At 70.1% G+C, this 21,969-nt stretch carries 22 protein-coding genes and 1 pseudogene; 12 read left to right on the top strand and 11 right to left on the bottom strand.

The window, feature by feature from the left end; genetic code table 11:
• Positions 1–718, top strand: a 718-nt coding sequence (locus KUTG_RS21510) for a DUF2332 domain-containing protein (protein ID WP_043719056.1), incomplete at its 5' end; no start/stop codon positions are given.
• On the opposite strand, the gene KUTG_RS21505 is transcribed toward KUTG_RS21510, so the two are convergent.
• The 7 genes from KUTG_RS21505 to corA all read right to left on the bottom strand — a co-directional run bounded on the left by KUTG_RS21505 (position 719) and on the right by corA (position 8,731).
• Entirely contained in the window at positions 719–1,792 is a 1,074-nt protein-coding gene (locus tag KUTG_RS21505) for a PLL family lectin (protein WP_043719054.1), read from the bottom strand.
• 167 nt (positions 1,793–1,959) lie between these two features.
• Positions 1,960–2,934: a hypothetical protein gene (locus tag KUTG_RS21500; protein ID WP_043719053.1), complete on the bottom strand. Its 975-nt coding sequence runs from the start codon at positions 2,932–2,934 to the stop codon at positions 1,960–1,962.
• Between the two features lie 64 nt (positions 2,935–2,998).
• Positions 2,999–4,018 carry a hypothetical protein gene (locus tag KUTG_RS21495; protein ID WP_043719051.1) on the bottom strand — a complete coding sequence of 340 codons (1,020 nt, stop codon included), beginning with the start codon at positions 4,016–4,018 and terminating at the stop codon, positions 2,999–3,001.
• Positions 4,019–4,134: 116 nt separating this feature from the next.
• Complete coding sequence (locus KUTG_RS21490) at positions 4,135–5,127, bottom strand: hypothetical protein (RefSeq protein ID WP_043719049.1); 993 nt, start codon at positions 5,125–5,127, stop codon at positions 4,135–4,137.
• A 35-nt stretch (positions 5,128–5,162) separates the two neighbouring features.
• A complete protein-coding gene (locus KUTG_RS21485; protein ID WP_043719048.1) occupies positions 5,163–6,194 on the bottom strand; it encodes a hypothetical protein in 1,032 nt (343 codons plus the stop codon).
• Positions 6,195–6,377: 183 nt separating this feature from the next.
• A complete protein-coding gene (locus KUTG_RS21480; protein WP_043719047.1) occupies positions 6,378–7,376 on the bottom strand; it encodes a hypothetical protein in 999 nt (332 codons plus the stop codon).
• A 269-nt stretch (positions 7,377–7,645) separates the two neighbouring features.
• A complete protein-coding gene (corA, locus tag KUTG_RS21475) occupies positions 7,646–8,731 on the bottom strand; it encodes a magnesium/cobalt transporter CorA (protein ID WP_043719046.1) in 1,086 nt (361 codons plus the stop codon).
• Between the two features lie 296 nt (positions 8,732–9,027).
• Between corA and KUTG_RS21470 the strand changes: the two genes are divergently transcribed.
• Together KUTG_RS21470 and KUTG_RS21465 are read left to right on the top strand one after the other, a co-directional pair.
• Entirely contained in the window at positions 9,028–9,531 is a 504-nt protein-coding gene (locus tag KUTG_RS21470) for a MaoC family dehydratase (protein ID WP_043730176.1), read from the top strand.
• A gap of 81 nt (positions 9,532–9,612) precedes the next feature.
• Positions 9,613–10,674: a DUF2332 domain-containing protein gene (locus KUTG_RS21465; RefSeq protein ID WP_043719045.1), complete on the top strand. Its 1,062-nt coding sequence runs from the start codon at positions 9,613–9,615 to the stop codon at positions 10,672–10,674.
• A 90-nt stretch (positions 10,675–10,764) separates the two neighbouring features.
• On the opposite strand, the gene KUTG_RS21460 is transcribed toward KUTG_RS21465, so the two are convergent.
• Positions 10,765–11,187, bottom strand: a complete 423-nt coding sequence (locus KUTG_RS21460; RefSeq protein WP_043730175.1) for an NUDIX hydrolase — start codon at positions 11,185–11,187, stop codon at positions 10,765–10,767.
• 148 nt (positions 11,188–11,335) lie between these two features.
• Between KUTG_RS21460 and KUTG_RS61560 the strand changes: the two genes are divergently transcribed.
• The 8 genes and pseudogenes from KUTG_RS61560 (at position 11,336) to KUTG_RS21425 (ending at position 17,240) form a co-directional block, all read left to right on the top strand.
• On the top strand, positions 11,336–11,494 hold the full coding sequence (locus KUTG_RS61560) for a hypothetical protein (protein ID WP_198047267.1): 159 nt from the start codon (positions 11,336–11,338) through the stop codon (positions 11,492–11,494).
• Between the two features lie 25 nt (positions 11,495–11,519).
• The gene (locus KUTG_RS21455) at positions 11,520–12,080 is read left to right on the top strand and encodes a PH domain-containing protein (RefSeq protein WP_043719044.1); all 561 of its coding nucleotides are present in this window, start codon (positions 11,520–11,522) and stop codon (positions 12,078–12,080) included.
• Positions 12,081–12,363: 283 nt separating this feature from the next.
• Positions 12,364–13,590 (top strand): IS110 family RNA-guided transposase, encoded by a 1,227-nt coding sequence (locus tag KUTG_RS21450; protein WP_043719042.1) that lies wholly within the window; start codon positions 12,364–12,366, stop codon positions 13,588–13,590.
• Between the two features lie 105 nt (positions 13,591–13,695).
• On the top strand, positions 13,696–14,367 hold the full coding sequence (locus KUTG_RS21445) for a class I SAM-dependent methyltransferase (protein ID WP_198047266.1): 672 nt from the start codon (positions 13,696–13,698) through the stop codon (positions 14,365–14,367).
• A gap of 225 nt (positions 14,368–14,592) precedes the next feature.
• Positions 14,593–15,444 (top strand): annotated as a pseudogene (locus KUTG_RS21440) (PHP domain-containing protein).
• Positions 15,441–16,058, top strand: a complete 618-nt coding sequence (locus KUTG_RS21435; protein WP_043719041.1) for a MarC family protein — start codon at positions 15,441–15,443, stop codon at positions 16,056–16,058. The pseudogene KUTG_RS21440 and the gene KUTG_RS21435 overlap by 4 nt, the downstream one beginning before the upstream one ends.
• Before the next feature lie 16 nt (positions 16,059–16,074).
• Positions 16,075–16,911 (top strand): RecB family exonuclease, encoded by an 837-nt coding sequence (locus KUTG_RS21430; protein ID WP_043719039.1) that lies wholly within the window; start codon positions 16,075–16,077, stop codon positions 16,909–16,911.
• A 23-nt stretch (positions 16,912–16,934) separates the two neighbouring features.
• On the top strand, positions 16,935–17,240 hold the full coding sequence (locus KUTG_RS21425) for a hypothetical protein (protein WP_157494692.1): 306 nt from the start codon (positions 16,935–16,937) through the stop codon (positions 17,238–17,240).
• A 76-nt stretch (positions 17,241–17,316) separates the two neighbouring features.
• On the opposite strand, the gene KUTG_RS21420 is transcribed toward KUTG_RS21425, so the two are convergent.
• The 3 genes from KUTG_RS21420 to KUTG_RS21410 all read right to left on the bottom strand — a co-directional run bounded on the left by KUTG_RS21420 (position 17,317) and on the right by KUTG_RS21410 (position 21,235).
• The gene (locus KUTG_RS21420) at positions 17,317–18,207 is read right to left on the bottom strand and encodes an alpha/beta fold hydrolase (protein ID WP_043719036.1); all 891 of its coding nucleotides are present in this window, start codon (positions 18,205–18,207) and stop codon (positions 17,317–17,319) included.
• 44 nt (positions 18,208–18,251) lie between these two features.
• Positions 18,252–19,535, bottom strand: a complete 1,284-nt coding sequence (locus KUTG_RS58805; protein WP_052395178.1) for an Rv3212 family protein — start codon at positions 19,533–19,535, stop codon at positions 18,252–18,254.
• A 128-nt stretch (positions 19,536–19,663) separates the two neighbouring features.
• Complete coding sequence (locus KUTG_RS21410; RefSeq protein ID WP_198047793.1) at positions 19,664–21,235, bottom strand: DEAD/DEAH box helicase; 1,572 nt, start codon at positions 21,233–21,235, stop codon at positions 19,664–19,666.
• A gap of 324 nt (positions 21,236–21,559) precedes the next feature.
• Between KUTG_RS21410 and KUTG_RS21405 the strand changes: the two genes are divergently transcribed.
• The coding region (locus KUTG_RS21405) for a ferritin-like fold-containing protein (protein WP_043730168.1) at positions 21,560–21,969 on the top strand (410 nt) is incomplete at its 3' end.

Here is a 21,969-nt window from a genome sequence, read left to right as displayed (position 1 = left end):
GCAGACCAACGAGCCGGGCCGCAACGGGCCCCTGTACGGCGGCCTGCTGGTGGCGTCGGAACGGGTCGGCGGGTTGCCGGTGCGGCTGCTGGAGGTCGGCTCCAGCGGCGGCCTGAACCTGCGCCCGCACAAGGTGGCCTACCAGCTGGCCGACGGCACCGCGCTCGGCGACCCGTCCAGTGAGCTGCGACTGAACCCGGAGTGGACGGGCCTTCCGCCGGCCGACCTGGACCGGCCGTTGGCGCTGGAGAGCCGGGCCGGTTGCGACACGCACCCGGTCGACGTGACGACCAAAGCCGGACAGCTGCACCTGTCCTCGTACGTCTGGGCGGACATGGTGCCGCGGATGGAACGCCTGCGGGCCGCGATCCGGCTGGCCGAGACCGATCCCGTCCAGGTCGAGCGGGCCGACGGATCGGAATGGCTGGAGCGACGGCTGGCCGAGCTGCCCGAGGGCGTGCTGACCGTCGTCTGGCACTCGGTGATGTGGCAGTACGCGTCCCCGGCCCAGCGTGAACGCGGGCGCGCCGCCCTGGCGGGGGCGGCGGCCCGCGCCACCGAGAGCGCTCCGCTGGCGCTCCTGGTCTACGAGCCGCGACGGGCCAACGGGAACTTCGAGCTGCTGCTGAAGCTGTGGCCCGCCGGCCTGTCGCTGCGGCTGGGCCACGGCTGGGGCCACGGACTGCCGTTTACCTGGGAGGAACAGCCCTGGGGCTGATCACTCCCCGGCGATGGTGACGTCGAGGGCGTAGCCCGGGCCGGCCGCGGCCATCACGTCGCCGAAGTGCTGCCACGTGCCGTTGGCGTGCCGGATCGTGTGCCACAGCTTGCCGTCGGAGGTGGTGGCGGCCAGCTGCAACTCGCCGCGGGAGTTCGTCGCCGAGATCTGCCGGACGTTGGCGATGGCGCCCGCCGCGTTCAGCACATCGCCGAAGGTGGTCCAGGTGCCGTCGGCACGGCGGATGCCGTGCACGACTCGCAGCTGCCCGGGTCCGCCCTGGCCCACCGCGGTCACCTGGAGGTCGCCGCCGACCTGGGTCGCCTGGAGCTGGATGACGTCGCCGGGGCCGTTGACCGTGACCGAGTTCGGCTGCGACCACGCGCCGTCGGGGGCCCGGTCGTAGTCGGCGACCCGAGCGCTGTTGAGGTCGGACACCAGGACCCGCAGCACGCCGCCGTTGGCCGTGACGGCGATCGCGCCGAGCTCGTACCCGCCGGTCGGCACGGTCTCCCACGCCGACCACGAGCCGTCGCCCTGCTGCACCGACAGCCGCAGCTCGGTCGGGCTCGACTTGGCCACCAGCGCGAGGTGCCCGTCCAGGTTGGCCACGGCGGCCTCGAAGAAGTCCCCGGACGGCAGGGTGTCGTTGCCCCAGTTGCCGGTCGAGTCCCGGAGCGCCTGGTACGGGTGGAAGCTCGGCGGCATGTGCACGGTCGTCGCGTAGTACACGATGTGGTCGACACCGTTGATCATGACCGAGGCCATCTGCTCGGGCTCGTCGGCCCCGAGGGGATCCGTGGTGCCCCAGGCCTGCCAGGTGCCGTCGGCGTGGCGGATGGTGTGGTGCAGGCGGTTGATGTCGGCCGGGGTGACGACCTGGACGTCGCCGGTCGCGGCCGGCGCGGCCTCGGCCGGGGCCGCCAGGCCGGCGGCCAGCAGGCCGCCGGCCGTCAGGGAAACCAGTAGCGCACGCATGTCAGCTCGCAATCGTGAGAAGACCGGAGTCGGCGGGCCGGCCACGTCGTTGACGTTGCCGAAGTGCTGCCACGTGCCGTCGGCCTTGGCCGCCACCAGCGGATGGTCGTGTCGTTGGCGGTGATGTCGAAGTCGCGGTAGTCGCCGGTCAGCGCCAACGGAACCAGGGCGTGAACGATGCGTGACACGACCGTGTTTCGCCTCCCCCGGAAACTGCCTTCGCATCGTTCACGCCCGTGGACCCGCGCTGGTTGCCTCGGTGATCACTCTCCGGCGATCGAGACGTTCGCGATGCCTTCGCTGTCCGGCACCTCGCCGAAGCGCTGCCAGGTTCCGTTGCTGTAGCGGATGGTGTGGTAGATCCCGAACGCGCCGGTGTAGACGGCCAGCTGCATGGTGCCCCGCGACGCCGTCATGGCCACGCTGACCACGCCCGGCACGGTGCCGGCCGCGCCCTCGACGTAGCCGAACTGGTCCCAGTGGCCGTTGCTGTGCAGGATCGAGTGCCAGATGCTGGCGCTGGCGCCGTTCTGGGCCACGGCCGCGACCTGGAGGTCGGAGCCGACCTCCGTGATGGCGACCTGAGTCGCGGTGCCGCCGTTGAACGGCGTCCAGTTGGGCGCCGACCACGTGCCCTGCGCGGACCGGTCGTACACGCCGACCTGCACTCCGTCCGCGGTGGACACGGCCAGCCGCAGCGCGGATCCGTTGCCGGACACCGCGAAGCTGCCGATGTCCCCGGTGGTGGGCACGGTCTCCCAGTCGTTCCAGGTCCCGTCGCCGCGGCTGACCGCCAGCCGCAAGGTGTTGCCCTGCTTGCGAACGATGGCCAGACGGCCGCCGATGTCGGCCACCGCCTGCGCGTCGGTGAGGCCCCCGTCGACCGGGTCGTACGGCAGGTCGGCGTACTCCCAGGTCCCGTTGCCGTACCGGATGATGTGCACGTACGAGTACTGGTAGGGGTGTCCGGACTGGGTGCGCCAGACGGCGTGCTCGACGTTGTCGATCATGACGGTGCTGAGCATCGTGGCGTAGACGGTGTTGGGCAACACGCCCCACGGCACCTGCCAGTTGCCGTCGGCGTACCGGATGGTGTGCCAGACCTGGCTGCCGCCGGCGACGCCCATCATCTGCACGTCGCCGACCGCGGCCGGAGCCGCCTGTGCCGACGGCACGGCGCCCACCGCCATGGTGGCGGTGAGCGCCAGTGGAACGAACAATCGGGCCAGATGAGCCATGACGTGTTCCTCCCCTGGGTGACACCTACGAGAGGAACACGCCGTATGTCCGCTCCGGGTTGCCTCAGGAACTGTGACCGGCGATGGAAACCGCGCCGGCGGCGACGTGTCCGGCCGCGCCCTCCACGTCACCCAGCGGCTGCCAGGCCCCGTTGCTGTGCCGGATGGTGTGGTACATGCCGCCGGTGGCCGTGGTGTAGACGAGTTGCAGCTCGTCGGTGAAGCCCGCCGGGGAGGCCGCGATGGCCACGTGCAACGGCTCACCCTTGAACACCGGCACCGCGCCCGTCAGATCGCGGAACGGGTCCCAGCCGGCGTTCCCGTGCTGGACCGAGTGGAAGACCGAGGGCCATCCGCCCACCCACTCGATGGCCGCCACCTGGAGGTCGGGCCCCACCTGGGCGGCGGTGATCTCGACCGCGTAGGCGTTCGGGTTCGGGGTGGCCGGCGTGCTGCTGCCGCCCGACCACGTGTCGCCGGCCCCCCGCACGAAGGACGTCACGGTCTGGCTGTCCATGTCGAGCTCGACGACGGTGGTCGTGTCGCGGTCGCCGGTGGCGGCGATCTGGTGCACCCAGTGGCCACCGGTGGGCACCGCCGACCATTCCGACCACACGCCGTCACTGCCCAATGTGGACAGTTGGGGCACGCCGTCCTTGAGCAGCACCAGGCTCAGCCGGCCCTGACCCGTGGTCGCCACCAGGCTGCCCGTCGACGACACGCCGTCCGGCCAAGCCGGCACGGTGCCGTTGAGGTTCCAGGTGCCGTCCGCGTGCCGGATGAGGTGCGTCAGGTGCGGCGGGACCCCGCTGCTCTCCTCGAAGAAGATGTTCTCCTCGCCGTTGACCAGCGTGGAGGTCAGCGCCGTGATGCCGTTGCGGCCGCCGATCCGGCCGAAGTTCTGCCAGGTGCCGTCGCCGTGCCGGACCGTGTGGACCAGGCTGCCGGTCCCGTCGGTGGTGACGATCTGCACGTCCTGCGGATTCGCGGCGTTGGGGTGCGCCGTCGCGGCCTGCGCCGTCGCGCCGAATGCCAGTGTTGTGGCCGCGACGAGCGCCGCGGCCACGCGTAACTTGGTCTTCACTCCGTTTCCCCTCCCCGATCGGTGTGACACCACTTACACGCCCGCGACGGGAAAAGGTTGCCCCGGAAGGGAAAACGGCCGCCGTCGCGAGGACGGCGGGCGTTTTCGCGAGTGGGTCAGAAGGTGCTGGAGGCCATGGTCAGCGGGCCGGCGGTGATGTTGCCGGCGGCGCCTTCCACATCACCCCAGTGCTGCCAGCTGCCGTCCAGGAACCGGATGGTGTGGAACACGCGGCCGTCGGTGGTGCTGTAGGCGAGCTGGAGGTCGCCCTCCCACGGGACCACCGCGACGTGCGCGGCCGGGCCGGCGAAGCCGCCGGCCGCGTCACCGACCGACTGGAACGTGGTCCACTGGTTGTTGTCGGACAGGGTGGCGTGGAACACCTCGGTGAATCGGCCATCGGTCTCCACCGCGGCAACCTGGAGCCGACCGGTCGCGTAGGCCGCGGAGATCTCGGTCGCGGTCTCGGAGTAGGGGTTGGCCGCGTGCCAGTTGCCCTTCGACCACTGGTTGTCGGCCGAACGCTTGAACACGCCGACTGTCTTGCCGTCGCTGGTCAGCTCGGCGACGATCAGGGTGCCGTTGCCGTCGGTGGTGGCGGCGACGCCGCGGATGCTCTTGCCGTCGGAAGGGACATCGGTCCACGAGGACCACGTGCCGTCGTCCTGGAAGGTCGCGAACTGCACCTTGCCGCCGCGCAGCCCGACCAGCGTCAGGCGGTCCTGGACGTCCGTGGCGGCCAGGCCGTCCAGCGGGCCACCGGCCGGCGCCGTCGTGACACCGGGAGCTTCCCAGGTGCCGTCGTTGTGTCGGATGAGGTGGGACAGCCGGCCACCGTCGTGCTGGACGAAGGCATGCTCCTCACCGAAGTGGATCGTCGAGGCCAGGGCCGTCACGCCGTTGTAGCCGTCGAGGTGGCCGAACCCCTGCCAGTTCCCCCAGAAACCGCGGATGGTGTGGGCCAGGCCGGTGTTGCCGTCGGTGGTCAGCAGCTGGACGTCGCCCTCCATCGCCGGCGAGGCCTGCGCGGCCGATCCGATTCCGAGGCCCAGCGCAGCGGTGGCGGCCAGCACCAGCGGCAGAACCCGGCGCAGCTTCGTGGTCTTCATGATGGTTCGCTCCCCCCTGTGGGTTTGTTGTCGGATCAGAAGTTCTGGCCGGCGATGCTGACCTGGCCGGCGGTCACGTTGCCGGCCGCGTTCTCGACGTTGCCCAGCGGCGCCCACTTGCCGTAGTAGTCGCGAATGGTGTGGTACATGTCGCCGTTGGTCGTGGTGTAGGCGAGCTGGAGTTCGTTGACGAAGCCGTTGGGCTGGTTGGTGATGGAGACGTGCGCCGGGGAACCGAGCACCGAGGGCAGCGCGCCCGCGATGTCGCGGAACGGGTCCCAGGTGCCGCCGGTGTGCAGGATCGTGTGGTAGACGCCCGCGAAGCCGCGGTCGATCTCAACGGCCGCGACCTGAAGGTCGTTGCCCACCATCGCGGCGCTGATCTCGGTCGCCACGGCGATCCCGTTCGGGTTGGACTGCGTCACGATATGGGGCGTCCAGGTGCCGTCGGCCAGCCGGCCGTAGTCCGCGACGGTCTTGCCGTCGGCGGTGAGCTCGACGACGTTGAGCTGGTCGTTCTCCTGCGAGGCGGCGACGGCGATGCTGCGCACCCCCTCGACCTCGGTGGGCACGGCCGACCAGGCCGACCACGAGCCGTCGGCGCCCTGGACGGACAGCTCCACGTCGTTGCCGCTGCGGCGCACCAGGTTGATCTGGTTGCTGACGGTCGTCACCGCGAGGTCGTCCACGGTCGTGCCGCCCGGCAGCGCCGGGGTGCTCGCGTCGTTGTTCCAGGTGCCGTCGGCGTGCCGCACGAGGTGCGCCAGCATCCTGCCCTTGGCGGTGGTGTGCTGGAAGAAGATGTTCTCCTCGCCGTTGACCAGCGTGGAGGTCAGGCCGGTGACGCCCTCGTAGTCGCCGATCCGGCCGAAGCTCTGCCAGCTGCCGTTGCCGTGGCGGATGGTGTGCACCAGGCTGCTGTTGCCGTCGGTGGTGACCAGCTGCACGTCGTACGGGTCCGCCGCGTTCGTCTGGGCCGGCGCCGCCTGGGCCAGACCGGCCAGGGCCAGCGCCGCGGTGCCGACCAGTGCCGCGGTGGCCGCTGCGCGAATCTTCTTGCTGTGCATCGGGATTCCCCCCTGGGAATGGATTCTGAATGATGCTCGGCTCTGTGCTGCTTACGTAGAGGAGACGTGTCCTCGCGCCGTTCGGTTGTCCTGGCCTCGGATCAGTTTTTTCTTACGCCGAAAGGGGTCTGGGCACAAAAATGCCCGCCGTCACGGGGACGGCGGGCATCGGCGTGCGACGGGTCAGTCGACGGGGTTGGTGGCCATGGTCACCGCGCCGGCGTTGACGTAGCCGGCCGGGCCCTGCACCAGGCCGCGCTCCGACCAGGTGCCGTCGATGTGGCGGATGGTGTGGAACAGAGAGCCGCCGCCGGTGCTGTAGGCCATCTGCAGGGCGCCTTCCCACGGCGCGATGGCGACATACCAGGGAGCCGCGGCGGAGTTGCGGGTGATCGGGCCGGTGAGGTTGCCGGGCCGCGCCTGCCACGGGCCGTTGTCGGGCCGGGTCGTGTGGTAGACGGCGTTGGACTGCCAGTCGGTCTCGATGGCGGCGACCTGAAGCGTGCTGCCCACCTGGGCCGCGGCAATGGACATGGTGACCATGCCCGAGTCGGGAGCGATCATCGTCCAGCCGTCGGACGTCCACGTGCCGCTCGAGGAACGCTCGAACTCGCCGATGTTGCGGCCGTCCTGGTCGAGTTCGACGACCTTGAGCGTGCCGCCCTCGGCGACGGCCGCGAGGCTGGACACCGCGTGGCCGTCGGTGGGCACGGCCGCCCAGGCGGTCCAGGTGCCGTCGGCCTGCTCGGTCGTCGTCTTCACCGACCCGTCGCCGAGCATCGCGACCAGCGTCAGCTGGCCGGCGACGTCGGCCGTGGTGAGCTCGATCGCGCCGTCGCCGCCGGCGGGCGCCGAGGCGAGCATGTCCCACTGGCCGTCGGCGTGCCGGATCACGTGGCCCAGCTTGGCCTCGTCGTGCATGAAGAACGCGTTCTCCTCGCCGTTGTGGTAGGTCGAGGTGAGCTGGGTCACGCTCGAGTACCCGCCGACGCGGCCGAAGTGCTGCCAGTTCCCCCAGTAGTTGCGAATGGTGTGGAGCAGGTTGCCGTTGCCGTCGGTGGTGATCAGCTGCATGTCACCCGGGTCCGCGCCGGCGGCCTGGGCCGGCTGCGCCATCGTCAGCGCCACGGTGGCGGCGGCGAGCACGGCCGGCACGATCATGCGGAACTTCTTGCTGCCCATCGGGTTTCCCCCCTCAACGTTCGGACCCGCTTGGTCCGACATGAGGAAAGACGTGCGCCCGGCCCGCTGGATGCCTCGGGTTCGGATCAACTATTTCTCGGCGGAACCGCCGAGAAATAGTTGAGCGGCAAGGGAAGCGTTCAGTTCTGGCGGGCGATGATGAGCGTGATGGCGGCCAGCCAGAGCAGCACCGCGGTCAGCACCCAGAACAGCGGATTGGCCAGGATCTTGGACATGGGAGGTCTCCGGTCGCTCAGAAGGGTGAGGGTTCACAACCAGCGATTGCGGCGGAGTATTCGGTACAGCAGCAGGCAGCTCATGATGATGACGCCGATGACGATCGGATAGCCGAAGCGCCAGTGCAGCTCGGGCATGTCCTCGAAGTTCATGCCGTAGATGCCGGCGATCATGGTGGGCACCGAGATGATCGCGGCCCATGCGGTGATCTTGCGCATGTCGGTGTTCTGCTGCAGCGTGATCTTGGCCAGCGCGGCGTCGATCAGAGTGCTGAGCAGCTCGTCGAAGCTGGCGATGTGCTCGGACACCGTGGTCAGGTGGTCCTCGACGTCCCGGAAGTAGGAGCGGACCTCCTCGGGCACCAGCGTGATGTAACCCTCGGACAGCCGGCGCAGCGGCGCGGCCAGCGGCATCACCGCGCGGCGCAGCTCCAGCACTTCCCGCTTCATCAGGTAGATCTGCTCGGAGTCGACGGCGGTGCGCGGCGCGAAGACCTGCACCTCCATCTCGTCGATGTCGTCCTCGATGGCCTCGGTCACCGCGAGATAGGCGTCCACCGCCATGTCGGCGATGGCGTGCAGCACCGCGGCCGGGCCCATGGCCAGCCGCTCCTCGTCGGCCTCCAGCTGCCGGCGCAGCGTGCCCACGCCGGCGTGCTTGCCGTGCCGCACGGTGACCACGAAGTCCTTGCCCAGGAACACCATCAGCTCGCCGGTCTCGACGATCTCGTTGGCCGTGCCCGGGGCGTCGTGCTCGATGTAGTGCACGGTCTTGAGCACCATGAACAACGTGTCGTCGTAGCGCTCCAGCTTGGGCCGCTGGTGCGCCTGCACCGCGTCCTCCACGGCCAGCTCGTGCAGCCCGAACGTGTCGGCGACGCCCTGGATCTGCTCCTCGTCCGGCTCGTACAGGCCGATCCAGACGAAACCCTCGTGCCGCTTGCGCACCTCGCGCACCGCGTCGGTGTGCGTCCAGCGTCCGGGCAGGCGCTTTCCGTCGATGTAGACGCCGCAGTCCACGACGTACGCCGACAGGGGCACCGGAATGGGCGGCGCGACCCGCCCGGCGGTGCGGGCGGACCGTCCGCGCAGTCCGCTGAACGAGGGCAGGCTGGGCATACGGCCTCCGAGGATGGACGGTTCGAACAGGGCGAACGCGTCCGGGCCGGGCCAGGTTGACTACACGGAAGGATGAACCTGGACGGCGGGGACGCGGTACCTACTACTGGCACTGGACATCTGGCGTCCCTCACCTCCTAAGGTCGACGGCAGTGTGACGGCTCGACGTTCGACTTCCGCCGTTGGACTCCCACCGACGCGGTGGAGTCGCTCACACACCGTTGCAGAGACTACTCCTCACGGGGCCACACTGTCGTCCCCGGACACGGAGGTCCGGGCCACACCTGGAGGTGGACGTGCAGTTCGGGCGTTATTTCGAGGAGTTCGAGGTCGGCGCGGTCTACAAGCACTGGCCGGGCAAAACGGTCACCGAGTACGACGACCACCTGTTCTGCCTGCTGACCATGAACCACCACCCGCTGCACATGGACGCCCACTACGCCGGCGAGACCACCGACTTCGGCAAGAACGTGGTCGTCGGCAACTACATCTACTCGCTGCTGCTGGGCATGTCCGTGCCGGACATCTCGGGCAAGGCGATCGCCAACCTGGAGGTCGAGTCGCTGCGGCACATCGCGCCGACCTTCCACGGCGACACCATCTACGGCGAGTCCGAGGTCCTGGACAAGACTCCGTCCAAGTCCAAGGACGACCGCGGCATCGTGTACGTCGAGACCCGCGGCTACAAGCAGGACGGGACGGTGGTGTGCGTGTACCGGCGCAAGGTGATGGTGCCCAAGCGGTCCTACGGCGACAGTCGCGGCGGCGAGCAGCCCGGCCGCCCCGAGCCGAAGCTGTAGCGGCATGAGCGAGCTTGCGAGCGAATCATTCAACGCGGAGCGTCCGCGAACGCGGACACCGAGCGCCAGCGAGGTGCTGCAGTGAGCGCGCAGGCGCGGTTGCGGGAGTTCGCCGACGGGGACGCCGGCGCGGTGTCCCCGCTCTACCAGCTGCTCGCCTCACGGGCGGCGCAGGACGACGAGGTGGCGGCGCTGCTGGGCGACCGCGACCCGCAGCTGCTGTTCGCGGCGGTGCACCGGCTGGTGCAGGCGGAGCCCATCCACCCGCTGTCGGCCTACTACGCCACCCTCGGCGGCGCGTCCGGCCCCGACGAGGGCACCTGGCCGCTGTGGCGTCAGTTCGTGCTGGAGCGGGCCGACCGCGTGCGGGACCTGGTGGCGACGCGTTCCTTGCGTACGGATGACGTGCGCAAGGCCGCCCTGCTGTACCCGGCGGTGGCGCTGGCGGCCAAGCAGGCCCGCGGCCCGGTCGCGCTGCTGACCGTCGGCTCCTGCGCCGGCTTCCTGCTGCTGATGGACAAGTTCGGCTACCGCTACCAGACCGGCGCCGCCGGGCAGTTCGTCGCAGGCCCGACCAAGACGCCGCTGGGCCTGCACTGCGTGCTCGGCGGGGACCCGCCGGCGCTGCCCAAGAAGCTGGCGGTCAAGGCCAGGATCGGCCTGGACGCGCATCCGGTGGACGCCGACGACCCGGACGAGTTCGCCTGGCTGGAGGCCTGCGTGTGGGCCGACCAGCCGGAGCGGGTGCGCTGGCTGGGCGTGGTGGCCACGATGCTGGCCAAGGAGGCGCCGGAGCTGATGGCCGGCGATCCGGTGGACGGGCTGGCCGAGGCGGCCGGGCGGGTGCCGGCGGAGCTGCCGCTGGTCGTCGTGAACAGCGGGCTGCGGCTCGGCGAGCGGGCCGGCGACTATGTGGCGGCCCTCGGCAAGCTGGCCGCCGGCCGGCCGCTGTGGTGGGCCAGCGACGAGCCGTACGACTCGGCGCTGCACGTGCTGATGCCGAGCCGCGTTGATCTTCCGGGTGAACCGGGGGAGGGCGTGCTCGGTTTGGTCCGATGGCTTGACGGGCATCCCCAGGCCCAGGCGCTGGCCCGGACGGGCCGCCACGGCCAGCGGCTGGAGTGGTTGCCACCCACCGGGTGACACCCGCAGCGTGGTCGCCGTAGTGGATGTTGGTGCTTTCAGGCAGTTCTTCCGGTTGGCCGCACCCTCGCGCTGTTGATCTAGCGGTGATCATCTCGGGAGGACGTTCCACGAGGTCAGAGCCTCAAAGAGACCCTCCGTGAGGAGGCTCCTGCGTTCGAGTGTGGCGAAGGTCTCGGCGTCCACCCAGGCCACGTCGGCGGCGTCGTCCCCGGCCCGGAGGACGCCGCCTATTGCCTGGCAGGAGTAGTCATGGATGTCGAAAACGCCCACCGGGGCCGGACGGAGCACCGATCCGATCAGGTGACCGACGATGACTCTGAGTCCGGTTTCCTCCAGTAGCTCGCGCCGCACCGCCCGCTCGTCCGACTCGCCCTGCTCCACTCGGCCGCCCGGAATCGACCACAAGCCCTGACCAGGCGGTTTGCCGCGCTTAACGAGCAAAAGTCGGCCCTGCGGGTCGTGTGCGATTCCGCCGACACAGCGAGTAGGCTCGGCGCCACCAGAGACCATGAACACGGAGCGTAGCCAACTTCCGCCCCGTGCGCCCAGCGCTGACCCGAGCGCAGTACAAACCTCCCGAAGCGAACCTCGGTGCGGTACAACCTTGTGCAGCGAGGGTGTGAAGGCTGCGAAAAGTACTTGGACGGGGTTGGTCGCCGTGAACCTGAAGAAGCTCCTGGTATGGGCCGGCGTTGCGTTGGTGCTCTTCTTCCTTGTGAGCGCACCCACACAGGCTGCCGGACTGGTGCACAATGTTCTTGGCACACTTCGTGGTGGGGCCGAGGCGCTGATCAGTTTCGTGCAGAACCTGTTCTAGCACCCGGCGGGAGGAGAACGCTCACGTGTTCGCACCCAGGGATCCAGACGAGTACCTGCTCGGCACCGAGCGCAGGGTCATCCGGGTGCGTCGGCACTGGGCCACACTGCTCTGGGACATCTTCGAGGCGGCGGCGTTGCTGACCGGCGGGGTGCTCATCTCGCACCTGCTGCCGTCCGACGCCACCGTCTTCCAGAACATCCTGTGGTACGCGGCGCTGCTGGTGCTGCTGCGGTTCGCCTACTTCGTCATCGAGTGGTGGGTGGAGCGGATCGTCGTCACCGACAAACGCTTCATGATCACCAGCGGCGTGTTCGTGACCAAGGTGGCCATGATGCCGGTCACCAAGGTCACCGACCTCACCTACGAGCGAAGCCTCGGCGGGCGCATGTTCGGCTACGGCACGCTCATCGTGGAGTCGGCCGGCCAGATCCAGGCACTCAACAAGATCGAGTACCTGCCGCGGCCGGAGGAGGTCTACGACGCCATCTCGGAGCTGGTCTTCGGCGACAAGAAGGCCCAGGCCGAGCGCTTCTCGATGATCAAGGCCCAGCGCGCCGCCCGAGGCAAGAAGATGGTGCCGTAGAAGACTCTCTCTTCAGCTGACGAAGACCCCGGCCCCGGCGGTCGGGGTCTTCGCCTGTCCGGCGAGTCCCGCTCTCAGCTGTTGGGGCCCTGGCGGGCCGGCGTGAGCTCGGGAAAACTCGGTAGTGCTGTCCGGTTGACGTCGACTTGCCTTGGCGCATGCGAGGTCGTCTCTCAGCTAGACGCGGGAGCCTTGGGCGCCGTGAACTGCCGCCTTGAGCGCGATCCTCAGAGTCTGTGAAGCGAGGCTCCCCCGGACAGCCCGACCGGTGGGAGGTGGCGTGATGGAACGAATCGTCCAGCGAGCCGCTGGACTGGACGTGCACAAGGACGTGATCGCGGCCGAGGTCCATCTGCCCGGCGGAGTGGTGGATCAGGGCACGTTCGCCACCACCACGCCCGGGCTGCTGGTGCTGCGGGACTGGCTGACCGGCCACGGGGTCACCCGTGTGGGCATGGAGTCGACCGGCGTGTACTGGAAGGCTCCCTACTACATGCTGGAAGACGCGATGCAGGTGTGGCTGCTCAACGCCCGGCACATGCGCAACATCCCCGGCCGCAAGACCGACGCCGCCGACGCGTCCTGGATCTGCCAGTTGATCGAGTTCGGGCTGGTCCGCCCCTCGTTCGTGCCGCCCGCGCCGATCCGGGAGTTACGCAACCTGACCCGGTACCGCAAGGCGCAGATCGAGGAACGCACCCGGGAGGCCCAACGCCTGGACAAGATCCTGCAAGACGCGGGAGTCAAGCTGTCCAGTGTGGCCAGCGACATCCTGGGCAAGTCCGGGCGGGCCATGCTGGCCGCGTTGGTCGCGGGCACCACCGACACCGGGGTCCTGGCCGATCTGGCGATCGGCAGGCTGCGTGTCAAGATCCCTGCTCTGCGTGAGGCGTTGACCAGCCGGTTCAGCGGCCACCACGCGGTGCTTGTGTCCTCGGTCCTGGCCAAGCTGGACTTCCTGGACGAGTTGATCACCAGCCTGACCGTCGAGATCGAGCAGGTCATCTGCCCTTTCTCGCATCAGGTCGACCTGGTGGACACCATCCCGGGCATTGACCAGCGCACCGCGCAGGGGTTGCTGGCCGAGATCGGCGTGGACATGACCGTGTTCGGCACGGCCGCCCGGCTGGCGTCCTGGGCCGGGGTCTGCCCGGGCAACCACGAGTCGGCGGGCAAGTCCAGGTCCGGCAAGACCCGCAACGGACCGAAATGGCTGGGGATCTATCTGCACAACGCGGCGATGGCCGCGATCCGCGCCAAGAACACCTACCTGGCCGCGCAGTACGCCCGGCTGCGACCCAGGCTGGGCCATAGCAAGGCACTGGTCGCGGTCGAGCACAGCATCCTGGTGGCGATCTTCTACATGCTTGAGCGGGATCAGCCGTATCACGATCTTGGCGTGGACTACTTCATCCGCCGTGAGGATCCCCAGCGTCGAGCCCGCAAACTCATCCGGCAGTTGGAGGCGATCGGCTACACCGTGCACGCCGAGCCACCAGCGGCGGCCTGAACACCACACCGCCGATGACACCCGGCTACGCCGGGTGTCATCGGCCTGCCCACTCACCACCGTTTTCTCCTCAGGCAGCCATGTGTGCGCTTTAGGGTCGCCGCCATGCCTTCCTCCCTCCCCGTGACCCAACCCGCCGATCTCGACCTCGTCCGCGAGTCCTACGACCGCGTGGCCGACAACTACGTCGAGATGCTCCAGACCCAGGGCATGGGCGACATCCGCCGCTACCCCTGGCTGTGCGCGGCGCTGGACGTGTACGCGGAGGCCGTCCGCGGCCTGGGCCCGGTGCTGGACGTCGGCTGCGGGCCGGGCACCGTCACGGCCTACCTGGTCGAGCGTGGCGTCGACGTCTCCGGCGTGGACCTGTCGCCCCGCATGATCGAGCACGCCCGGCGGCTGCACCCCGAGTGCCGGTTCAGCGTCTCCTCGTCCACCGAGCTGGAGCTGGCCGAGGCCTCGTACGGCGGCCTGATGGGCTGGTGGTCGCTGTTCAACCTGCCCCGCGACGTGCTGGCCCAGGTGCTGGCCAACTACGCCCAGGCCCTGGTGCCGGGCGGCCAGGTGATCATCGGAACCCACGTCGGCGACGGCGAGGTGCAGCGGACCGAGTGCTACGGCGGCGTCCCGGTCAACTGGACCACGTACCGCTGGCAGCCCGAGCAGCTGGCCGCGGTCATCGAGGGGACCGGCCTGCGCCTGACCGCCGACCTGCGCCTGCCGCGCGACGACTTCAGCGGCCCCGGCGTGATCCTGGTGGCCAAGCGCGACGCGTGACGGGGCTCGCAGCCGCATATTTCGTGGTTGTCGCGGGTGCGGGACGGAGCCATCAGACCAGAGTGCGAGGCCCCGCCGATGCTTCGCACGGTTGGCGGATTTCGGCCGCCGCCAACTAGCGCAACCACCCGCTCAAGCCGACGCGGCGGTCGAAATCCGGCAAGGGCGAGGCATCGGCCCCATAGGGGCCGAGCCGCCCTGCCGGAGGCGGGGCAAACTAGCACTGTGCCCATCGATCTGCATGCCCACACGTCCTGCTCCGACGGAACCGACTCGCCGTCGGCGCTGATGGCGGCGGCGGCCGCCGCCGGCCTTGACGCCGTGGCCATCACCGACCACGACACCACGGCCGGTTGGGCGGAGGCGTCGGCGGCGGTGCCGGCGGGCATGCGGCTGATCCGGGGCGCGGAGCTGTCCTGCAAGTCGCCGGACGGCCGCGGCGGCACCTGCACCGTGCACCTGCTGGCCTACCTGTTCGACCCGGAGTCGTCGGCGCTGAAGGCCGAGCAGAGCCGGCTGCGGGCGGAGCGACGGCAGCGGCTGCGGCGGAGCGGATGGCCGCCGACGGCTTCGCCGTCGACCCCGACGAGGTGATGGGCCGGCTGCCGGCGGACTCGCCCGGGTCGGCCGCACCTGGCGCAGGCGCTGATCCGGGCCGGGGTCGTGCGCAGCGTCGACGAGGCGTTCGCGAAGTACCTCGGCACCGGCAGCCGCTACCACTCGCCGCGCACGGACACGCCCGTGGAAACGGCGCTCGACATGATCGCCGACGCCGGCGGCGTGACCGTGCTGGCTCACCCGTTCGCCCGCTCCCGCGGCCCGATCGTGACGGCGTCGGTGATCGGCGACCTGGCCGGCCACGGCCTGTCCGGCGTGGAGGTCGACCACCCCGACCACGACGAGCCGACCCGGGCCGAGCTGCGGGCGCTGGCCGCCGACCTGTCGCTGGTCGTCACCGGGTCGAGCGACTACCACGGCACCAACAAGGTCGTCAGGCTCGGTCAGGAGACGACCGCGCCCGAGATGCTGGACGCGCTCGTCGACAAGGCGAGCGGGAGCCAGGTGGTCGTCGGGTGATCTTCAACGTCACGCTGTACCTCACGGCGACCATCACGCTGACCGTGATCATGGACCCGACCGGCAACATCCCGGTGTTCCTGAGCCTGGTCGGGCGGCGCAGCCGCGAGTCACGCAACAGGGCGGCGCGCCAGGGCGTGCTGGTGTCGCTCGCCGTGATCTCGGCCTTCGCCATCGGCGGCGAGGCGATCCTGTCCTACCTGGGCATCGGAATCCCGGCGCTGCAGGGCGCCGGCGGTTTACTGCTGTTGCTGATCGCGCTGGACCTGTTGGCGGGCAAGGGCGCCAGCCAGCCGGAAGCCGTCGAGGACGTCAACATCGCGCTGGTACCGCTGGGCACGCCGCTGCTGGCCGGCCCCGGCGCGATCGCCGCGACGATCGTGTTCGTGCGACAGGCCGACGGGCAGATCGCCAGCTATCTCGCGCTGGCCGCGGCGATCCTGACCGTGCACCTGATCAACTACCTGGTGCTGCGCTACTCCGGCCTGGTCATCCGGCTGATCAAGGACAGCGGCATCGTGCTGCTGGCCAAGATCGCCGGTCTGCTACTGGCGGCCATCGCGGTGCAGCTGGTGGCCGAGTCGGTGAAGGGGTTCATCGACGGCGCGGTGTGACCGCTACGGTGGGCCGGTGCCAGATCAGCTCGGACTGTTCGAGAGCATGCCGCCCAAACTGGTGCGCGTCACGCCCGCCAAGCTCGCCACCTGGACGGACTGCCGCCGCCGCTACCGCATGAACTACCTGGACCGGCCGACCCCGCCCAAAGCGGGCGGATGGGCCCACAACACCCTGGGTGCGGTGGTGCACAACGCCTTGCGGGCCTTCTTCGACCTGCCCGTCGAACGCCGAACACCCGAGCAGGCCGCGGCCATGGTCACCCGCGCCTGGAAGGGCGACGGCTTCCGCGACGTCGACCAGCAGGCGGTGTACCGGGACCGCGCCCGGGAGTGGGTCGCGCACTACGTCGAGGACACCGACGTGAGCGAGGACCCGGTCGGCCTGGAGCGCTGGGTTTCCGCGCCGGTCGGGCGAATCATCGCCGAAGGGCGGGTCGACCGGATCGACGTCCGCGACGGCGAACTGGTCATCGTCGACTACAAGACCGGCCGGCACGCGCTGTCCACCGACGACGCCCGCGGCTCACAAGCCCTTGCCCTGTATGCGATCGCGGCCCGGCGCACGCTGCGCAAGCAGTGCCACCGGGTGGAGCTTCACCACCTGCCGACGCGCACGGTGGCAGCATGGGAGCACACCGACGACTCGCTCGCCCGGCACGTCGCCCGCGCCGAGGAGAGCGCCGACGAGCTCACGGTGGCCGGCGACACGTTGGCCGCGGGCGGCGACCCCGACATCCTGTTCCCACCGCAGCCGGGCCGGCAGTGCTCGTGGTGCGACTTCCGGCGGAGCTGCCCCGAGGGCTCGGCCGTGGCGGAGGACCTTGAACCGTGGTCGATGCTCGCACCGTAACCACGGATACCTCAGGAGGTGACGTGACCGAGACGATGACCGAGCCCGAGAAGGTTCAACGGCGCAGCGTGCTGCGCGGCGCCGGCGGCGCGGTCGCCGCGTGCGTGGTGATCCTCTTCCTCGTCGTACTGGGGTCGCAGATCTTCTTCCAGCTCCAGGGATATCCCGGCTCCGGCTGGGGCGCGGTCGCCCTGCACGCCCTCGCCGCCGCGATCGCCCTTGCGCTGCAACGAATCGCCGACCGCCGCCGCGGCGCCGTCTCCGCCCTGGCCTCGCTCGCCGTCGTGGCCACCGCCGCCGTGACCTTATGGCTCTACTGGTGGTCCTAACCCGGTTTTGCGGTTCGGAAGGGGGCTTTCCTCCACTCCGAGTGGAGGAATGACGCCTTCCGAACCTGACTTGGGGTCAGAGAGCGTCGGCGAGCCAGGCGCGCCAGGTGGGGAGGACAGTACCGAGCAGGGCGTCGGGGTTCTCGGTGTTGGGGGAGTGCTTGGCCCCGGTCACCACGGCGAAGTCGGCGTCGAGGCGGTCGGCCATGTCCCGCTGCGAGGCCACCGACCACGCGTCGTCCTGCTCGCCGCAGATGACCAGGGCCGAGGCGCCGGCGGTGCGTAGGGCGGCGGCCAGCTTGGTCACCAGGTCCGGCTCGTAGCGCAGGCCGTCGGCCATGCCCAGCAGGCCGGCGGGAGTGGAGCGCAGGAAGCGCTTGCGCTTGAACTCCTTCAGCTCCACGGGCGTGTCGGCCCAGCCCGGGTCCTCGGCCGCGCGCGACTCCAGAACCTGATGCGCGGCCTCCACGCCGTGCTCACGCAGGATCGCCTCGCCGGAGTCCAGGGCGCTGCGGCGGTCACCCGGGGGCAGCTCAGCCGGCCCGGAATCCATCAGCGTCAACCCGGTCACGGGCGCGTGGGCCAGCACCGCGGCCCGCACCACCAGCCCGCCGTAGGAGTGGCCGAGCAGCAGCACCCGGCGCCCGTCGGCGACGATCTTGGCCACCAGGTCGGCCAGCACCGTGCCCAGCGCCGACGGCCGGTACGCCGACTCCTGGTCCGGCCCCGGCGACTCGTACTGGCCGGGCAGGTCGATGGCCAGCACCTCGATGCCGGCGTCGGCGATCGGGTCGATCAGCGGCGCGAAGTCCTCCTTGGACCCGGTGTAGCCGGGCACCAGCAGCGCCGTCGCGCCCAGGTCCGCGCCGACGGCGGGAGCCCGCAGCGCGGCGATCGGGCCGTAGCGGCCGGGCAGGTCCACCCGGCCGGCGCGGTTGGGGGTCAGCGGGGACGGTGACGCGCTCATGGCTGGAGTCTGCCGCACCGCCGCCCGCGACGTGTAGTACCGGATCAGCGCATCGCCACTAGCGTGTCGCCCCGCTGCTCCACCAGCACGTCGCCCAGCGTGGCCAGCCGCACCTGACCCTGGTAGCCCTTGCGGTCCACCTTCACGTCGGGGGCTCGATTGCCGTTGGCCGGGTCCACAACGGCCAGTCCGCCCGGAACGGGCACCAGCACCCGGTCCGCGTACACGGTGCCGGGGCCGAACGAGCCGTCGACGGTCCACAGAGGATCAAGGGTGGAGGCGGACAGCGCGATGGTCTTGGTGCCCGTGAACCAGGTGACCAGGCGAGCCCCGACCGAGTTGGTGACCGACCAGCTGTTGGGCTCGCAGGCGCCGGTCTGGTCGGGCGTCTGCACGCAGGTCATCGCCACCATCGGCTGCACCAGCGAGTTCGGGGTGGCCGACAGGTCGACGCCGTCCAGCGGCACCGTCTCCACCTGGGAGCCGGTGTTGTTCCAGATCACCAGCCGGCTCGGGTTGGGCAGCGCGATCGCCTCACGCTGGTCGGTCAGCGCAACGATGCGGCCGCCGTCGCCGGGGACCTGCACGCTGAACAGCACGTTCGGCTTCTCGCCGTCGCCCTCGGTGCCGCCCGGGCGCAGCACGGTGAACCGGTTGTACTGCTCGTCCGGGCAGCGCTCGATCACGCCGAGCAGGTTGGGTCCGGCCAGCTCGGAGCTGTACACGCAGTTCAGCCGGGGCTGCTTGTCGTGGTTGACCTGTGCGGTCACGGTGCCGTACTGCTGGGTCTGCACCAGGTCGGACCGCCAGGTGTCGATCACCCGGGTGCCGCTGGTGGAGATGTAGGTGCCGTCGCCCATGAGCTGGGTGTTCAGCTCGGCGTCGCCGTTGCGCTGCGCGGCCCGCTTGCCGGTGGTCCCCTCCAACTCGGTGACCTCGGAGCAGTTGTGCGTCTTGTGATAGACGGCCAGCGCCTTGCCCCAGGCCGCCGCCACCGTGCAGAGGTCGAGATTGCCGCGGTCGTAGCTCCACCGGGTCGCCCCGGTCACCGGGTCATGCCCGGTCACGGTGTGCTTGTCGCCCGTGACCACGGTCGGGCCGACGATCACCGGGTCCGGCGTCGCGCCGCTGCGGGCCTGCCACAGCTGCGTGAACTCGGCCGGCACCTTGGCCGGCTTCGGCGGCACGGTGAAGTTGGTGTCGGAGCTGGTGACCGACGCCGTGGCGGCCGCGTCGCTGTTGCGCCACCAGACGGTGGCCACAGCGGCGACGACCAGCACGATCAGCACGACCACGGCGTAGTCCGCTTGCGTCGGAAGGCAGGTCAAACCCGGTTGATAAAAGGTTCTGTGAACGAGTTGGCTTGTGAGTCGCGATCCACGCGTGGCTACTGTTCCAGGACTCCAGGTTTGGGTGGCTAGCTACTGTTAGGTGGTATGAAATTACGCTCACATGCTCAAAAAACGATGGCATCCGCAACCAGGTCGTCGCCGCTGCTGGCCTGCGACTCCTCCGCCGGCGCGGCCTCGCCCTGCGAGACGCCACCGCGGGTGCGGGTGCGGCTCCGCTTGCGGCGCGGCTTGGACTCGCTCTCCTCGCCGTCATCGCCGGGCTGGCTCTGGCCGGCCGGACGCGACGACGTGGTGGCCGCGGAAGAGCCGGTGCGGCCAGAGCGGCCGGTGCGGCGGTTACGCGACTTCTTGCCGCCGGACAGGTCCTCCTCGACCTCGGCCGCCAGCCCGGCGCGGGTGCGCTGGCTCGCCGGCAGCCGGCCGGTCGTGTCGGTGGCGATGTCCAGGTCGGTGAACAGGTGGTCGGAGGTGGAGTACGTCTCCACCGCCTCCGGAATGTTCAGGCCCAGCGCGTCGGAGATGCCCTTCCAGCGCGTTTCCTCGTCCCAGTCGACCAGCGTGACGGCCACGCCCTCGCGGCCGGCCCGGCCGGTGCGGCCGATCCGGTGCACGTAGGTCTTCTCGTCCTCGGGGCACTGGTAGTTGATGACGTGCGTCACACCTTCGACGTCGATGCCGCGGGCGGCGACGTCGGTGGCGACCAGCACGTCCACCTTGCCGGCGCGGAACGCGCGCAGCGCCTGCTCACGTGCGCCCTGGCCCAGGTCGCCGTGCACGGCCGCGCTGGCGAAACCGCGCTCGACCAGGTCGTCGGAGATCTTCTGGGCGGTGCGCTTGGTCTTGGTGAAGATCATCGTCAGGCCGCGGTCGCGGGACTGCAGCACGCGAGCGATCAGCTCGGCCTTGTCCAGCGAGTGCGCCCGGTAGACGAACTGCTTGGTGCGCTCGTGGATCGCGCCGGCGTCGTTCTCCTCGGCCCGGATGTGCGTGGGCTGGTTGAGGAACGTGCGGGCCAGCTTGATGATCGGGCCGGGCATGGTCGCCGAGAACAGCATGGTCTGCCGCTCGTCGGGCACCATCCGCAGGATGCGCTCGATATCGGGCAGGAAGCCCAGGTCGAGCATCTCGTCGGCCTCGTCGAGCACCAGGTTGCGGACCTTGCCCAGCACCAGGTGGCGCTGCTCGGCCAGGTCCAGCAGGCGGCCGGGCGTGCCGACGACCACGTCGACGCCCTTGCGCAGGGACGCGATCTGCGGCTCGTACGGGCGACCGCCGTAGATGGCCTCGACCCGCACGCCGAGGTACTTGCCGGCGTCGGTGATGTCGTGCGTGACCTGCAGGCACAGCTCGCGGGTCGGCACCACGACCAGCGCCTGCGGCACGCCGTCGGCCGGCGTGACGATGCGCTGCAGCAGCGGCACGCCGAAGCCGAGGGTTTTGCCGGTGCCGGTGCGCGCCTGGCCGATGACATCGTCACCGGCGAGCGCGATCGGCAGCGTCAGCTCCTGGATCGCGAACGTGCGTTCGATACCGGCCTCGGCCAGCGCGCGCACGATCTCCTCGCGCACACCGAGCTCGGTGAATGTCGGCGCCTCGGTGCGCACGGGGGCGCCGGCGGTGAGCGGATGGGACGTGTCGACCTCGGGCAGGCCCGCTTCGCTGTGCTCCAGCGTCACCGGGTCGAGCCGGGTGTTGTTGCTGACGGTCAGAGTGATCGCCTCTCTCGTACCAGCGCGCACCGGCCTGGCTTGGCCGCTCGACCACGGCCGGGACGTTGTGTCTCGCCCGGCGGGCCGCGGGAGCGACGACGAGGTTGTCGTGCGCGCACCCTGTTCCGCACGGCGGCTCAAACGGCCGCCCTGCTCGTTCAGCCCGGGCCCAGCGGTGGGACTCGTGGGCTCCGCCCAGGTCGCGCCGCCGCCATTACCAGGCGTCAGCCCGGGAGTCTACCTGCCCGGACGTGGTTTTGGCTCGTCCGGCGGCGGCTACGCTCTGCGGACATGAGCGAGGCGGACGAGGTTCTGGCTGACGGCGTCGCGGATCTGTTGGGGGTGTTGGCATACGGCGAGCTCTCGGCGTTCGACCGACTCGCCGAGGATGCCCGCAGCGCGCCCACGCTGGCGGGGCGGGCGGCGCTGTCCAGCATGGCGGCCGCCGAGATCGGCCACTACCAGCTGCTCGAGCGGTACCTGGGGGAGCACGGCGTGGCCGTGGAGGACGCGATGGCGCCCTTCGCGAAGGCCTTCGACGCCTTCAACGCCTCCACCGCGCCGCGGACGTGGCACGAATCACTGGTGAAGGCCTACGTCGGCGACGGCCTGGCCGCCGACTTCTACCGGGAGGTCGCCGGCTGGCTGGACGAGCCGACGCAGCAGCTGGTGCTGGCCGTGCTGGCCGACACCGGGCACTC

Origin of the sequence: Kutzneria sp. 744 (genome assembly GCF_000568255.1) — a bacterium.
Taxonomy (GTDB): Bacteria; Actinomycetota; Actinomycetes; order Mycobacteriales; family Pseudonocardiaceae; genus Kutzneria.
The sequence above is the reverse complement of the archived record's forward strand: the minus strand, read 5'-3'. Positions and strand labels throughout refer to the sequence as shown.

What these genes read in the sequence shown, in the direction of transcription:
- KUTG_RS21500 (WP_043719053.1), bottom strand. Translation starts at nt 2,934, where the DNA reads ATGGCTCATCTGGCCCGATTGTTCGTTCCACTGGCGCTCACCGCCACC.
- KUTG_RS21490 (WP_043719049.1), bottom strand. Translation starts at nt 5,127, where the DNA reads ATGAAGACCACGAAGCTGCGCCGGGTTCTGCCGCTGGTGCTGGCCGCC.
- KUTG_RS21485 (WP_043719048.1), bottom strand. Translation starts at nt 6,194, where the DNA reads ATGCACAGCAAGAAGATTCGCGCAGCGGCCACCGCGGCACTGGTCGGC.
- KUTG_RS21480 (WP_043719047.1), bottom strand. Translation starts at nt 7,376, where the DNA reads ATGGGCAGCAAGAAGTTCCGCATGATCGTGCCGGCCGTGCTCGCCGCC.
- corA (WP_043719046.1), bottom strand. Translation starts at nt 8,731, where the DNA reads ATGCCCAGCCTGCCCTCGTTCAGCGGACTGCGCGGACGGTCCGCCCGC.
- KUTG_RS21460 (WP_043730175.1), bottom strand. Translation starts at nt 11,187, where the DNA reads ATGGTCTCTGGTGGCGCCGAGCCTACTCGCTGTGTCGGCGGAATCGCA.
- KUTG_RS21450 (WP_043719042.1), top strand. Translation starts at nt 12,364, where the DNA reads ATGGAACGAATCGTCCAGCGAGCCGCTGGACTGGACGTGCACAAGGAC.
- KUTG_RS21445 (WP_198047266.1), top strand. Translation starts at nt 13,696, where the DNA reads ATGCCTTCCTCCCTCCCCGTGACCCAACCCGCCGATCTCGACCTCGTC.
- KUTG_RS21420 (WP_043719036.1), bottom strand. Translation starts at nt 18,207, where the DNA reads ATGAGCGCGTCACCGTCCCCGCTGACCCCCAACCGCGCCGGCCGGGTG.